Consider the following 14,310-nt stretch of genomic DNA (forward strand, 5'->3'; position numbering starts at 1 on the left):
GCCCGTGCCCTGGGTTCGGGCGCGATGAACCGTGAGCGCGGCGGCAGTCACCGGTGCGCTTGTCAATCTGTCTTAAGTAAGGGACTCCATGACTGAACACACCTCGCGCCGGGCTGACCGACGCAACGTCGCCATCGTTGCCCACGTCGACCACGGCAAGACCACCCTGGTGGACGCCATGCTGCGCCAGACCGGCGTTTTCGGCGAACACGGCGAGGTTGCCGAACGCGTCATGGACTCCGGTGACCTGGAACGCGAAAAGGGCATCACCATTCTGGCCAAGAACACTTCGGTGCTCTACAACGGCAAGAGTGCAACCGACGGCCCCGTCGTCATCAACGTCATCGACACCCCGGGGCACGCCGATTTCTCCGGCGAGGTCGAGCGCGGCCTGTCCATGGTCGACGGCGTCGTGCTGTTGGTCGACGCCTCGGAGGGCCCGCTGCCGCAGACCCGTTTCGTGCTGCGCAAGGCGCTGGCCGCGAACCTGCCCGTCATCCTGGTCGTGAACAAGACCGACCGTCCCGACGCCCGGATCGACGGTGTGCTCGAAGAGACCCAGGACCTGCTGCTGGGCCTGGCCGCCGACCTGTCCGAGGAACACCCGGACCTGGATGTCGACGCCGTCCTCGACGTGCCCACCGTCTACGCCTCCGGCAAGGCCGGCGCGGCCAGCACCACCCAGCCCGCCGACGGCGAACTGCCCGACAACGATGATCTCGAACCCCTGTTCGCCACGATCCTCGAGCACATCCCGGCCCCGGCGTACAACGACGACGGTGTGCTGCAGGCCCACGTGACCAACCTCGACGCCAGCCCGTTCCTGGGCCGTCTGGCCCTGCTGCGCATCTACGGCGGCACCCTGAAGAAGGGCGAGCAGGTCGCCTGGGCACACGGTGATGGCACCATCACCCAGTCCAAGGTCACCGAACTGCTGGAGACCCAGGGGCTGAAGCGGGTTCCCGCCGAAACCGCCGGTCCCGGCGACATCGTCGCGATCGCTGGTATTCCGGAGATCATGATCGGCGATACCATTACCGACCTGGAGGATCCGCGGCCCATGCCGCCGATCACGATCGACGATCCGGCGATCTCGATGACCGTCGGCATCAACACCTCGCCGCTGGCCGGCCGCGAGAAGAACACGAAGGTCACCGCACGGATGGTCAAGGACCGTCTGGATCAGGAACTCGTGGGCAATGTGTCCCTGAAGGTTCTGCCGACCGAACGCCCCGACGCCTGGGAGGTCCAGGGCCGTGGTGAACTGGCCCTGTCCATCCTGGTCGAGCAGATGCGCCGTGAGGGCTTCGAGCTGACCGTCGGCAAGCCCCAGGTCGTCACCAAGACCATCGACGGCAAGCTCAACGAGCCGATGGAGATCATGACGATCGACGTGCCGGAGGAGTTCCTGGGCAATGTCACGCAGCTGATGGCCGCCCGCAAGGGCACCATGCTGGCGATGTCGAACCACGGCACCGGCTGGGTCCGGATGGAGTTCCGGGTCCCCGCGCGCGGCCTGATCGGCTTCCGCACCCGCTTCCTGACCGACACCAAGGGCACCGGCATCGCCAACTCGATCGCCGACGGCTACGCCCCTTGGGCCGGTGCGATCGAATTCCGCACCAACGGCTCGATGGTCGCCGACCGGGCCGGTGTCGTCACCCCCTACGCGATGATCAACCTGCAGGAGCGCGGTTCCTTCTTCGTCGAACCGACCTCCGAGGTCTACGAGGGCCAGGTCGTCGGCGAGAACTCGCGCGCAGACGATATGGACGTCAACATCACGAAGGAGAAGAAGCTGACGAACATGCGTTCGGCGACGGCTGACTCCTTCGAGGCCCTGACGCCCCCGCGCAAGCTGACGTTGGAGGAATCCCTCGAGTTCGCCAATGAGGACGAGTGCGTGGAGGTCACCCCGGCCTTCGTGCGCATCCGCAAGGTGATCCTCGACGGCAAGGAACGCCACAAGGCCGCCGGCGCCCGTCGCCGTCAGAACGCCTGAGAGGTTCTGAGCCGCAGTGCCCGAATCCGTTCAGGACGCCCCGTTGAACGCCCAGGTCACCGGTGAGCAGGCCGCCCGTGTGCTGTTCGTGCACGCTCATCCCGACGATGAGTCGATCACCACCGGTGGCACCATGGCCCGCTTGATCGCCGCGGGCGCCCAGGTCACGCTGCTGACCTGCACCCGCGGCGAGGGCGGCGAGGTGATCGGCGAGGACTCCCTTCACCTGGAGGGTCGCCGGGCCGCACTCGCGGCCCATCGCGAAGGTGAACTGGCCGCGGCGATGCGGGCACTGCGGGTCACCGACCACCGCTTCCTCGGCGCCGGCGAACCCGGGGGAGCAGGCCCCGGCCGGCCCGTGCGCAGGTTCGAGGATTCGGGCATGGTGTGGGGCGCCGACGGGCACGCCGCACCCGACCCCGCGATGGTCGGGGAAGCGCTGTGCGCGGCACCCGTAGCCCAGGTCGCTGCCTACATCGGTGCCGTTATCGCGCAGCTGCGCCCACACCTGGTCGTCACCTATGGGCCCGGCGGGGGCTATGGCCATCCCGATCACCGCCGGGCCCATGATGCCACCGTCGCCGCGGTCTCCGCCCTGCCAACGGACGCGGCCCCCGTCCTGCTGTACACCGAGGTCCCCGCCGAGCAGGCGGAAGCGGCTTTCGACCCGCGCCAGCCGGGCTTCGCCGAGACCGGTTTCGCCGCCGGTTCGGCTCCCACAATCGCGGCCGAGGGCACCCCTCTTGTGGCCGAGGACGTGCAGGGGGTATTCGCGCAGAAGGCAGCCGCGATGGCCGCCCACGCCACCCAGATAACGGTGCGCGGAGAGTTCTTCGCCCTGTCCAACGGCATCGGCCAGAGAATCGGCGCCGTTGAGTACTTCACGGCCTCGGGCGTGGGCGCGGTACCCCGCGCGGTCGACCACGCCATGAGCGTGCTCGACGTCATCGGGCTCGATTCCGCTCCCGCCCTGTCCGGCATGTCGCCAGGTCAGGCCCGAGCGGCCGCTCGGGAGGCGAAAGCCGGACGCCCCGGGATCGCCGGCTATCTGTACACACTGCTGCTGGCGGTAATCGTCGCGGTCCTGGGTACCCTGCAACACCTTAACGCGACCGCAGTGGACCTGGCCGGTCAGGCGGTGATCCTGCCCTGGGGCGTCGTCCTGTCCCTGGCGATGGCCGGTGTGGCCATGTGGCATCTGGCCAACACCTACCGCTCCACCCTCGTCGTGCTGCTCTTCGCCATCGTGGTCTCCGGGGTGACATTCCTGTTCAGCCAGCAGTCACTGTGGCCCGGCCACGACCTGCTGGTCACCGGCACCCTGCGCAGCCTGGCCTGGTTGTTCGGTCCGATGATCATCGCCGTGGTGGAGGCCTTCACCCTCAAGTCCCTGAAACTGCCGGCGGCGCGGCGCTGAACCTGCGCGCCGGACGGGACCCCGGCTAGTTCGCCGAGGCCATCCTGGCGTACCAGTACCGGTGGTGCTCGGTGAACCCCAGGGACGCGAACAGGCCCAGCGAAGCCGCATTGCCGGCTGCGACCTCGGCCATCACCGAGCGGACTCCGCGCCGGGCCGCCAGGTGGGCGGCCGTGCGTACCAGTGACCGGGCGGCACCCCTGCGGCGCAGGCCGGGCGCCACCACCAGATTCGACACGACCGCCCACTTCATCGCGATCGCCAGGCGCGCGGTGCCCACCAGGGACTTCGACCCGTCCGGATGGGTCGCCACAGCGGACAGGATCGTGAAGTCCTGTGGTGATGTCACCAACTGCGCGAATTGCGCGCGGCGCTCATCCTCGGCCCCATATCCCCAGGCGGAGAAGTGGACCTGGTGCGGGGCATCGGCCAATACGATCTGCAGGCCCGCCGGCGTCGGCACGGCCTGGGCTGCGTCCACGCCGGCAGCGGCGGCGGTATCCGCTGTCAGCGTCAGCGTGGGTTCGCTGGGCGAGAAGCCCCCTGCCTTGAACAGGGGAGCCAGGGGAGCACAGGCCTCGTCGAGGGCATGCGTGCCGCGACCGGAGTAGATGTGAACGGTCTCCGGCAGGCCCCTGTCCTGGTACCACTGCTGGACCAGGTCCAGTGCCTGGCCCGCCTCCAGACCCGAACCGGGCAGGGGCAGGGCCGAATTGCCGCGGGAGGATACCCCGCCGGCGGCGCGCAACAGCCAGCCGGTCTGGACGGTCGCGGCATCCGCGGCGCCCGCTTCGCCGGCGGCACCCGCTGCCTCGGCGCGCAGATTGTCGGCGTTGAGCCAGGCCACATCGTTCGGCAGCCAGACCGCGGCCGAGACCTTGCGCAGATCGGCCGCCGAAACGATCCGGTGCAGGGGGCCCGCAGCCTGCGGGGCCGGCGGAAGTTCGTGGATGAGCTCCACCTCCGCCCGGTGCACCGTCTGCGGGCCCGTCATCGTGGCCAGTGAGATCGCCTCGTCGGTGACGGCGGCGACCTCTCCGAGCACATCCGTGGAACCGTCCGGTATGCGCCTGCGGACGACGATGCGCATACCGATCCGGGGTTCGAGCATGGAGACCTTCTTCGGTGTCGGGGGAGGGTCGGCGGCCGGTGGACGACCGGCTGCGCACTAGGCCCTACTTACTTATGTCCAAGCCTACCGGGGAGTACGCTGGTGGCGTTGTGTTATCCGCTCATCCGAGGAGACTCACGTGACTTATGTCATTGCACAGCCCTGTGTCGACATCAAGGACAAGGCGTGCATCGACGAATGCCCGGTCGACTGCATCTACGAGGGTGCACGGACCCTGTACATCCATCCGGACGAATGCGTCGACTGCGGCGCCTGCGAACCGGTCTGCCCCACCGAGGCCATCTATTACGAGGACGATGTGCCCGAGGAATGGGAGGACTACACCCGGGCGAACGCCGACTTCTTCGATGAGATCGGTTCGCCCGGCGGCGCCGCCAAACTCGGTAACATCGGTTCCGACGATCCGATGATCGCCGACCTCCCCCCGCAGAACCAGGACTGAAGGACTATGAACATGCACAGGACCTCCGCGGACTTCGGGCTGCACTTGGCCGAATACCCCTGGGACAAGCTGGGCCCCTACCGGGACTGTGCCGCGGCGCACCCGGACGGTATATGCGATCTGTCGATCGGCACCCCGGTGGATGCGACACCGCAGGTGATCCAGGAGGCCCTGGCCGCCGGCGCGGACTCGCACGGCTACCCGACCACGGCCGGTACGCTTCAGCTGCGCGCGGCGATCGCCGGTTGGTACGCGCAGTGGCACGGGATCGAACTCGATCCCGCAACCCAGGTCCTGCCCACCGTCGGCTCGAAGGAACTCGTGGCCTGGCTGCCCACCCTGCTGGGCCTGCGCCAGATGGGGTTGAAGGTCGCGGCACCGACAGCGGCCTACCCCAGCTATGAGATGGGCGCGGTGATCGCCGGGGTCGAATGCGTCCGCCTGGACGTCCGCGACATCGCAGCCGGCGCCTCCCTGGAGGGCATCGGACTGTTGTGGATCAACAGCCCGGGCAATCCCACCGGCGAGGTCCTGCCCGCCGAGCTGCTGGCCCGGGTGGTCCAGCGGGCTCGCCGGGCTGGGGTCGTCGTCGCCAGCGACGAATGCTATGGCCTGCTCAACTGGGAGTCCGAGGAACCGGCCCCCAGCGTGCTCTCGGCATTGAACGGCGACTACACCGGTGTGCTCAGCGTCTACTCCATGTCCAAGCAGTCGAACCTGGCAGGCTACCGCGCGGCCTTCGCGGCCGGCGATGCCGAGCTCATCGCGGAGCTGACGAATTCGCGCAAGCACGCGGGGATGATCGTGCCCGGCCCTATCCAGACCGCGATGGTCGCAGGCCTGCAGGACACCTCTCACGTGTTGGCCCAGAAGGAGGTCTACCGCGCCCGTCGGAACACCCTGTATCCGGCAGTCGAGGCCTTCGGCCTGCGAATCGATCATTCGAGCGCAGGCCTCTACCTATGGGCCACTGCGGGCGAGGACTGCTGGATCACGATGGGCCGGTTGGCAGAACTGGGCATCATCGCCGGTCCCGGTGAGTTCTACGGGGCAGGCGGCTCCCAACACGTGCGGATCGCCCTGACGGCAACCGATGAGCGCATTCTGGCCGCGGCGACGCGGCTACGCGATGCCGCCAGGTCCTGAGCGGGCCAACCTGATCCGCCCGGCCGCGTCCGCAGGGCGAACCTCATACTCCCCACGATTCGAGGGTTGTCTAGAATCGGAGAAGTTTGAGTACAGATTTAGAGTTTGTGCTGAATAACGGTAGTCTTCCATGAGGCCCCAAGAGGGTTCCATGCAGTCAACGCAGAGGAGAGAATATGTCGGCGGATTCCGTATTGCGGGTGGGTGATTCCGAACTCGAGCTCGTTCAAGTCGATGCTGTCGAAGGAAACGATGGCTTGCGGATCGGCTCCCTGCTGAAGGAAACCGGCAAGGTAACCTATGACCCCGGATTCGCGAACACCGCTTCGCTGTCCTCGGCCATCACCTACATCGACGGCGATGAGGGCATTCTGCGCTACCGTGGATACCCCATCGAACAGCTGGCCGAGAAATCCTCGTTCGTCGAGGTGAGCTACCTGCTCATGTACGGCGAACTGCCCACCGCCGAACAGTTGGCGGCCTTCGACCAGAGGGTGCGCAAGCACACGATCGTCCACGAGGACCTGCGTCGCTTCTTCCAGGCGTTCCCCTATGACGCGCACCCGATGCCGATGCTGGCGTCCGCGGTCAACGCACTGTCGACCTTCTACCAGGATTCGCTCGATGTCTTCGACGAACAGGCCATCGACATCTCCAGCGTCCGTCTGTTGGCGAAGATGCCGACCCTGTCGGCTCTGGCGCATCGACGCAGCCAGGGCCTGCCCGTGGTCTACCCCGACAACAATCTGAACCTGGTCGAGAACTTCCTGCGGGTGAACTTCGGCTTCCCGTCCGAGGACTACGAGGTCGACCCGGTGATCGCCAAGGCGATGGACCAGCTGCTCATCCTGCACGCCGACCACGAACAGAACTGCTCCACCTCCACCGTGCGTCTGGTCGGGTCCGCCCAGGCCAATCTGTTCCAGTCCGTGGCCGCCGGCATCAATGCCCTGTCGGGCCCGCTGCACGGCGGAGCCAACTCCGCGGTCCTCGAAATGCTCGAGGAGATCGCACAGAGCGACGATGGCGCCGAGAAGTACATGGAGCGGGTGAAGAAGAAGGAGAAGGGCGTACGTCTGATGGGCTTCGGCCACCGGGTGTACAAGCACTACGATCCGCGCGCCGCCATCGTGAAGAAGACCGCGCACGAGGTGCTGGAGAAGCTCGGCGGGAACGACGAGATGTTCGACCTGGCCATGAAGCTCGAGGAGATCGCGCTGGCCGACGACTACTTCGTCTCCCGCAGCCTGTATCCGAACGTGGACTTTTACACGGGCCTGATCTACAAGGCGATGGGCTTCCCGACGAACATGTTCACCGTGCTCTTCGCCCTGGGCCGCCTGCCCGGGTGGATCGCGCAGTGGCGTGAGGGCATCAACGACCCCGAGGGCAAGATCGGCCGTCCGCGCCAGATCTACACGGGCTCTGCAGCGCGCGATTACACCCCGATCGCGGAGCGCTGAGCTCCCGGACCCCGAGTTCTGGACGGTTCTCGCAGCGCTTGCCGCATGCTGAAGGCCCCCGGCCAATGACGATGGTTCGTCATCGGCCGGGGGCCTTCAGCGGTAACGGTCGGTTCAGTGCAGGTCCGGATTGAGGCTGATACCCGCGGTCCTGGGCAGCGCCTCGACGCCACCGGTGATCGAATTGCGCCGCAGCAGCATATTGTCCGTCCCGGACAGCTCCACGGCCTTGACGACCTTGTCGCCGTCGGCGGGCAGCAGCACCCGGGTGCCGGCCGTGACGTAGAGCCCGGCCTCGACCACGCAATCGTCGCCCAGGGAGATCCCGACGCCGGCGTTCGCACCCAACAGGGTGTGCTCGCCCAGCGTGATGCGCTGGGTCCCGCCACCGGACAGGGTCCCCATGATGGAGGCGCCACCGCCCACATCGGTGCCGTCGCCGACCACGACGCCCTGGGAGATCCGGCCCTCGACCATCGCCGTGCCCAGCGTGCCGGCGTTGAAATTCACGAAGCCCTCGTGCATTACCACAGTGCCGGGCGACAGATGGGCGCCCAGGCGGACCCGATCGGCGTCGCCGATGCGGACCCCGTCGGGGATGACGAAGTCGGTCATCCGCGGGAACTTGTCGACCCCGTACACGTTGACCTGCCCGTGTACCGACAGGCGGGCGCGGGTCGCCTCGAAGTCCTCCGGGGCACAGGCGCCGTGGTTCGTCCACACCACGTTCTCCAGACGGCCGAACAGTCCGTCGAGGTTGAGTTCATTGGGACGGACCAGACGGTGGGACAGTGCGTGCAGGCGCAGATAGGCGTCAGCGGCATCGGCAGGTGCCGCGTCCAAGTCCACCGTCACCGTGACGACCGACTTCTCGACGCCACGGTCGGAGTCGGTGCCGGTCAGCGGCACGAAGTCGAGTTCGGACACCGCCTGCTCGGCCAGGGTCAGGGCGACCTCGGCGTCCTCGGCGAAACGGGGTGCGGGATACCAGACGGAGAGCGTGCGGCCGGAGTGCACGGTGGCAAGGCCGACGCCGGATACGAAACGTGAAGTCATAGGACAAGCCTAGCGGTTTCCGGGTCCACGGTGAGCACCCTGGCTAGGATGGACGATATGACTGCTTTGACGCCGAACAACCCCGATACCCTGGCCCTGGCAGGGCTCCTGGACGATCCGACCGCACTGACCCTGGCACTGTGCGACATCCCCTCCGTCTCCGGCGACGAGGGCCGGATCACCGATGCGGTGGCCGGACTGCTGGAGCTGATTTCGGCCCAGGGCACGCCCCTGGAGATCCGCCGCGACGGCGACACCCTGGTTGCTGCGACCCGGACGGCTGCGGCCGAACGGATCATCGTGGCGGGCCACCTGGACACGGTGCCGATCGAGGACAATGTGCCAGCGGAGATGCGCGAGCTCGACGGACAACGTGTGGTGTGGGGCAGAGGGGCCTGCGATATGAAATCCGGGGTGGCCATGCAGCTGTCCGCGGCCGCAGCCCTACGGGATCCGGTGCGCGACGTGACCTGGGTGTTCTACGACCATGAAGAGGTCGCAGCGTCCCTCAACGGGCTGGGCCGGGTGGCGCGCAACCACCCCGACTGGTTGACCGGTGACTTCGCCATCCTGGGCGAGCCCAGCAATGCCGGGATCGAGGGTGGGTGCAATGGCACCATCCGGGTGGAGGTGACGACCAGGGGCGTGCGCGCACATTCGGCCCGTGCCTTCAAGGGCGTCAATGCGATTCACCTGGCCGCCCCGATCCTCGACCGCCTGGCCGGGCACACCGCACAGACCGTGCGCGTGGATGGCCTTGACTACCGCGAGTCCCTGTCTGCCGTGGGGATATCCGGTGGCGTGGCCGGCAATGTGGTTCCCGACCTGTGCACGGTCACCGTGAACTACCGCTTCGCCCCCGATAAGTCGCCGGAAGAGGCAGAGGCCTGGCTGCGGGAGTTCTTCGCCGGCTATGAGCTACGCGTGACAGACGTTTCAGCCGGCGCGCGGCCGGGCCTGGACCAGCCGGCGGCCCAGGCGTTCATCGCCGCATTGGACGGCCTGCCGGGGATCGGTTCGACGCCGGCGGCCAAGCTGGGGTGGACGGACGTGGCCCGGTTCTCCGAACTCGGCATCCCCGCAGTCAACTTCGGGCCCGGCGACGCCCTGTTCGCCCACAAAGCCGATGAGCACGCCCCGGCGGGACAGATCACCGCGGCCGCCTCGGCCCTGCTGAGCTTCCTCGAGCCCGCGGCCGTGGCGCCGTGGGCATGAGTGCGCCGGACGCGGGGACTGCGGGCCGGCACCGGGTAACCGGGTCCGCGGCTCGCCTGGACCTGCCCGGCTGTCAGGCGGGGCCGGGGAATCCGGCGATCATGGCGGTCGTCAACCGGTCCACCGACTCCTTCTACGTGTCATCGGCATCCACCGCCGCGGCGGTCGCCGCGGCCCGTGCCGCCTGGGAGGCCGGCGCTACGATCGTCGACATCGGGGGAGTGCGCGCCGGACGCGGCCCCGCGGTCAGCGCCTCCCAGGAGATCGACTTGGTGGCGCCCATCGTGGCGGCGGTCGGCGCAGAACTGCCCGAACTCGTCATCAGCGTCGACACCTGGCGCGCCGAGGTCGGTGCCGCGGTGATCGACGCCGGCGCCCTGATCATCAACGACACCTGGGCGGGCTACGATCCCGAGCTGACCCGAGTGGCCGCAGCCGGCGGCTGTGCCCTGGTCTGCTCGCACACGGGCGGCCTCGATCCGCGCACCGATGCCCACCGCAACCGGTACGGCCTGGCGAGTCCGGACTTCGCACGGGCTCTGGACACCGGCCTGGCAGCGCTGGTGGAGCGGGCCCGGGCGGCCGGCATGCCCGATGAGCGCATCATCGTCGACCCCACCCCGGACTTCGGGAAGAACACATACCAGTCCCTGCAGGTGATGCGCGAACTGCCGCGCCTGAGCGCGGGTGCCCATGCCGTCCTCCTGGCGATCTCCCGGAAGGACTTCGTCGGCGAATCCGTGGGCGTGGACACCCCCGCCCAACGGTTGCCTGCGACACTGGCGGCCACGGCCCTGGCCATCGAAGCGGGCGTGGGGCTGATCCGCACCCACGATGTGGCCGCAACACGGCAGGTCATCGACATGGTTCTGGCGATCACCGGGGCCCGGCCACCGCGCCGGGCGCTGCGCGGGCTGGTGTGAGCCGGCGGATGTGAAAGAATGAGCGCATGTCCATTTGGCTAGTCATCGGAGTCGCAGCGGCACTCTTCGTCCTGGTCGTGGCCCTGGCGGGGTCGCTGGGCGTGTTCAATCAACCCATGTCCCAGGAGACCACCTCGGTACCGGTGGCCGCGCTGCCGGAGGGCTTCGCACCCGAGGAACTGTCGACCCTGCGCTTCACCCCGGCGCTGCGCGGCTACCGGCCCGACGAGGTCGATGCGGTCCTGGATGGGTGCCGGCTGCGGATCGCGGAGCTCGAGGCCCAGGTGGAGACCGGTGCACAGCCGGCGCCCGCGCAGCTCGCCCCAGTCCCCAAGGAGCCGTCCGATTCCTGAGAGGGTTCCCCTGCGGTGGGAGGCGGCCGCAGCCCGGAAGCGCAGCCGTGAGCGGGGGCAACGGACTCGTTATGCGGCCGATGAGGGTGTGGGGCTCTTCCCGCGGACGCTCAGCCGGTCCGGTCTGGACCGGCTGGGGACATGGCTTCTGGCACTGCCCGTCTGGCTCCAGGCGCTGGCCGTCTACGCTGCGTCGCGGGTGGTATCGCTGTTCATCATGGCCGCCGCGGCACGGCGCCAGGGACCGTCCTGGTGGACCGAGGGCGAGAGCGCCCCACTGCGCGTCTTTCTGAACTTCTGGGATGCCGGCTGGTATGAGAGGATCGCCACCGAGGGCTATCCGAGCGTCCTGCCGCTGCGCGAGGACGGTTCCGTGGGGCAGAGCTCCTGGGCCTTCTATCCTCTGCATCCCTGGCTGGCCGGATGGACCGCTCAGGTCACCGGCCTTGACTACCAACTGGTGTCACCGCTGCTGTCCACTCTGTACGCCGCCGGGGCGGCCGTGTTGGTGCTCCATCTGTTCCGGCTGCACGCGAGCGCCGAGCAGGCCCTGACCGGGCTGGCCGTCACCTTCTTCTTTCCCGCAGCAGTCGTATTCAACACCGGCTATGCCGAGGCGCTGACGTTCCTGCTACTGGCCGCGGCCCTCCTGCTGGTCGCCCGGCGGCACTACCTGTGGGCGATCCCGGTGGTGTTCCTCATGGACCTGTCCCGGCCGATCGGTGTGGCGTTCTCCTTCTTCATGCTGGTCCACCTGGTATCGCGCAGCATCCGGCGCCGCGACGAGGCATATCCGGTTCCCCAGATCGTGTGCTCGTGGGCACTGGGCGTGCTCTCCTGCTGTGCGGCACTGGTCCATCCTGTGGCGGCCTGGATCGTCACCGGGCAACCGCGGGCCTACTTCGATACCGAATCCGCGTGGACCGGGCATTCACAGGTCTTCGTCCAATGGGTGAGGATGTCGGAGGATCTGGCCGGATCCTGGGGGCCGGTCCTCCTGGCCGTGCTTCTCGTAGGCCTGGCCGGAATGATCTTCGGCCCGGCAGGTCGGTTGATGGGCCTCACCGGCCAGCTGTTCGTCTCCTGTTATGTGGTCTACCTATTGCTGTTCTTCACTCCGCAGACCTCGACACTGCGGCTGATGCTGCCGATGTTCCCCCTGTCGCTGGTCCTGGCGAAGTCCCGGTCCTGGACCAATCGAATCGTGGTCCTCGTCCTGGCGACGGTGTTGCAGATCGTCTTCGTGCAGTATCTCTGGGCCTTCAGCCCCGGTTCTATCCAGCCGCCGTGATCCCGGGGTCGGGGGAGTGCCCGGGTGGGAAATCAGGCGGTCGCATCGGTGTGTGGGTAGCAGTTACCCTGCCGATAGTGGATAATAAGAGGGGTACGCGTTCACGGTACTCATATCAATTGAAAGGGAAAGTGCTCTTATGGCAGCTCAGAAGCCCCGTACGGGTGACGGCCCGCTCGAAGTCACCAAAGAAGGTCGCGGGCTGGTTCTCCGCCTGCCGGTGGAAGGCGGGGGCCGCCTGGTCATCGAGATCACCCCTGAGGAGGCGCAGTCGCTGCATTCGGTACTCGCCGAGGTGATCTGAGAACCTGTTGACGAAGGTCGGGGCGGTACGGGGACAACCCGTACCGCCCCTGACTTTTCCCGAGGAACTCCTCACCCCTGCTGCGGATGCCGTTGCAGAACGAGTAGGCCCGCATCGACGGGCAGAATGAGCCTCTCCAGATCGGCGCGGGTGGAAACGAGCGCCAGCACTGTGCGCATCACGGCTGCCCGCGGACTGCGGTCACGTGGGTCGGCGACGGCCCCCGACAGCAGGGCGTCGTTGATGATCAACAGCCCGCCCGGGGCCAGCCGATCCACCGCCACCGGGATCAACTTGTCGTAGCACAGCGGATCGGCATCGATGAACACGCACTCGTAGGCTGTCCGTGCCAGCCGGGCGAGGACGTCCTCCCCACGACCGGTGATCAGCCGCATGCGGTGCGCCCGGATACCCGCCAGGTCGGCCAGTTCCCGGGTCACCGCCTGGCGGGGAGCGCTGACATCGATACTGGTCAGTATTCCGCCGGCGGGCATGGCGCGCAGAAGACTCAACGCGGACACCCCCGTGCCGGTGCCGACTTCGATTGCGGCGGCCGGCGCGGCCAGGCGCGTCAGGAACTCCAGAATCTTCGAACTCGTCGGTGACAGCGGCTCACACCCATAATCGTCTGCGACTTGGCGAGCGGCTTCGACCACCGGGTCGGCGGCGTTGAAACGGTCGGCGTAACGAGCTTGGCCCGCCCAGTCTCTTGACACGCGCACTCCTTCAACTGCCACATGCGGACCCACCGCGGGTCCGACACTCAAGTGTAATGCCGTCGATCACCTTGCGGGCAGATCGGCGAGAGCAGTCACACAGGCCGCGGCCCATGTCGCCTCGTCGACCCGGTGCTCCGGTAGGCGGGCTCTGGTCCCCACATGGGCGACCTCTTCATCCTCCCAGTGGGGCCGGGCCCTGACCGCCAGGGCCGCGGGCAGCTCCCCACGGGCATTGACGATGCGCCACCAGCTCACGTTCGCCCCGTAGACGGACATGATCCGGCCGACCAGCCGCGGCGAGGTCCCGGCCAGTCTGGCCACCATCCCGTAGGTGGCCAGGCGGCCCGCTGGCACGCACTCACAACAGCGCAGCACTCTTTCCACCACAAGATCATCCATGACCGTCCAAGTCTTGCACACGCACGGACTAGAATGGAGCCATGATTGGCATCAACGGCACCGAGTTCGTCATCATCGTCGTCGTTGCCCTCATCGTGATCGGCCCCAAACGGATCCCGGAGTACGCTCAGCAGCTGCGCGACCTGGTCCGGGGGCTGAAATCCCAGGCGCAGGGCCTCCGCGATGACCTGCGCAAGGACATGGGCGATGAGTTCGACGAGGTGGACTGGGCGAAGCTCGACCCCCGGCAGTACGATCCCCGGCGCATCGTCAAGGAAGCCCTGGCCGAGGACGATGCGCCCAGTGCGGCGGCCGCCCGGGCCTCGGAGTCCGCTCAACAGCAGGCCACCCTGGTCGAGGAGTCGCCGATCCAGCGCTATGCGAAACAGGCCAGGCTGCGCGACACCAGCCAGGCGGCACCCTTCGACCCGGACGCCACCTAGGCGCC

General features: G+C 67.6%; 15 protein-coding genes. 11 read left to right on the plus strand and 4 right to left on the minus strand.

What is annotated here, in order from left to right; all coding sequences use genetic code 11:
• Positions 1 to 88: 88 nt before the first annotated feature.
• Together typA and NQ034_RS04135 are read left to right on the plus strand one after the other, a co-directional pair.
• Positions 89 to 2,002, plus strand: coding sequence for a translational GTPase TypA (typA, locus tag NQ034_RS04130; RefSeq protein WP_257047178.1), 1,914 nt, complete (start codon positions 89 to 91; stop codon positions 2,000 to 2,002).
• A gap of 16 nt (positions 2,003 to 2,018) precedes the next feature.
• A complete protein-coding gene (locus NQ034_RS04135) occupies positions 2,019 to 3,419 on the plus strand; it encodes a PIG-L family deacetylase (RefSeq protein ID WP_257047179.1) in 1,401 nt (466 codons plus the stop codon).
• A 25-nt stretch (positions 3,420 to 3,444) separates the two neighbouring features.
• Here the strand turns inward: NQ034_RS04135 and NQ034_RS04140 are convergent, their stop codons facing one another.
• The gene (locus NQ034_RS04140) at positions 3,445 to 4,530 is read right to left on the minus strand and encodes a GNAT family N-acetyltransferase (protein ID WP_257047180.1); all 1,086 of its coding nucleotides are present in this window, start codon (positions 4,528 to 4,530) and stop codon (positions 3,445 to 3,447) included.
• A gap of 139 nt (positions 4,531 to 4,669) precedes the next feature.
• Between NQ034_RS04140 and fdxA the strand changes: the two genes are divergently transcribed.
• From fdxA to NQ034_RS04155, 3 genes are all read left to right on the plus strand, one after another.
• Positions 4,670 to 4,993: a ferredoxin gene (gene fdxA, locus NQ034_RS04145; RefSeq protein WP_257047181.1), complete on the plus strand. Its 324-nt coding sequence runs from the start codon at positions 4,670 to 4,672 to the stop codon at positions 4,991 to 4,993.
• A 12-nt stretch (positions 4,994 to 5,005) separates the two neighbouring features.
• Complete coding sequence (gene dapC, locus NQ034_RS04150; RefSeq protein WP_257047182.1) at positions 5,006 to 6,139, plus strand: succinyldiaminopimelate transaminase; 1,134 nt, start codon at positions 5,006 to 5,008, stop codon at positions 6,137 to 6,139.
• Between the two features lie 176 nt (positions 6,140 to 6,315).
• The gene (locus NQ034_RS04155; protein ID WP_257047183.1) at positions 6,316 to 7,602 is read left to right on the plus strand and encodes a citrate synthase; all 1,287 of its coding nucleotides are present in this window, start codon (positions 6,316 to 6,318) and stop codon (positions 7,600 to 7,602) included.
• Positions 7,603 to 7,716: 114 nt separating this feature from the next.
• Here the strand turns inward: NQ034_RS04155 and dapD are convergent, their stop codons facing one another.
• Complete coding sequence (gene dapD, locus NQ034_RS04160; RefSeq protein WP_257047184.1) at positions 7,717 to 8,658, minus strand: 2,3,4,5-tetrahydropyridine-2,6-dicarboxylate N-succinyltransferase; 942 nt, start codon at positions 8,656 to 8,658, stop codon at positions 7,717 to 7,719.
• A gap of 57 nt (positions 8,659 to 8,715) precedes the next feature.
• Between dapD and dapE the strand changes: the two genes are divergently transcribed.
• The 5 genes from dapE to NQ034_RS04185 all read left to right on the plus strand — a co-directional run bounded on the left by dapE (position 8,716) and on the right by NQ034_RS04185 (position 12,744).
• Complete coding sequence (gene dapE, locus NQ034_RS04165; protein WP_257047185.1) at positions 8,716 to 9,873, plus strand: succinyl-diaminopimelate desuccinylase; 1,158 nt, start codon at positions 8,716 to 8,718, stop codon at positions 9,871 to 9,873.
• Positions 9,870 to 10,796, plus strand: coding sequence for a dihydropteroate synthase (gene folP / locus NQ034_RS04170; RefSeq protein ID WP_257047186.1), 927 nt, complete (start codon positions 9,870 to 9,872; stop codon positions 10,794 to 10,796). The genes dapE and folP overlap by 4 nt, the downstream gene beginning before the upstream one ends.
• Before the next feature lie 26 nt (positions 10,797 to 10,822).
• Complete coding sequence (locus NQ034_RS04175; RefSeq protein ID WP_257047187.1) at positions 10,823 to 11,149, plus strand: DivIVA domain-containing protein; 327 nt, start codon at positions 10,823 to 10,825, stop codon at positions 11,147 to 11,149.
• An 88-nt stretch (positions 11,150 to 11,237) separates the two neighbouring features.
• Entirely contained in the window at positions 11,238 to 12,440 is a 1,203-nt protein-coding gene (locus NQ034_RS04180; protein WP_257047188.1) for a hypothetical protein, read from the plus strand.
• Between the two features lie 139 nt (positions 12,441 to 12,579).
• Positions 12,580 to 12,744, plus strand: a complete 165-nt coding sequence (locus NQ034_RS04185) for a DUF3117 domain-containing protein (protein WP_257047189.1) — start codon at positions 12,580 to 12,582, stop codon at positions 12,742 to 12,744.
• A 71-nt stretch (positions 12,745 to 12,815) separates the two neighbouring features.
• Here the strand turns inward: NQ034_RS04185 and NQ034_RS04190 are convergent, their stop codons facing one another.
• Both NQ034_RS04190 and NQ034_RS04195 read right to left on the minus strand, forming a co-directional pair.
• Entirely contained in the window at positions 12,816 to 13,460 is a 645-nt protein-coding gene (locus NQ034_RS04190) for an O-methyltransferase (RefSeq protein WP_257047190.1), read from the minus strand.
• Positions 13,461 to 13,526: 66 nt separating this feature from the next.
• Entirely contained in the window at positions 13,527 to 13,862 is a 336-nt protein-coding gene (locus NQ034_RS04195) for an MGMT family protein (protein ID WP_257047191.1), read from the minus strand.
• A gap of 41 nt (positions 13,863 to 13,903) precedes the next feature.
• On the opposite strand from NQ034_RS04195, the gene NQ034_RS04200 reads away from it, so the two are divergent.
• Positions 13,904 to 14,305 carry a twin-arginine translocase TatA/TatE family subunit gene (locus tag NQ034_RS04200; RefSeq protein ID WP_257047192.1) on the plus strand — a complete coding sequence of 134 codons (402 nt, stop codon included), beginning with the start codon at positions 13,904 to 13,906 and terminating at the stop codon, positions 14,303 to 14,305.
• The last annotated feature ends 5 nt before the right edge of the window (positions 14,306 to 14,310 follow it).

Source organism: Brevibacterium moorei (assembly GCF_024580735.1).
GTDB classification, from domain to species: domain Bacteria; phylum Actinomycetota; class Actinomycetes; order Actinomycetales; family Brevibacteriaceae; genus Brevibacterium; species Brevibacterium moorei.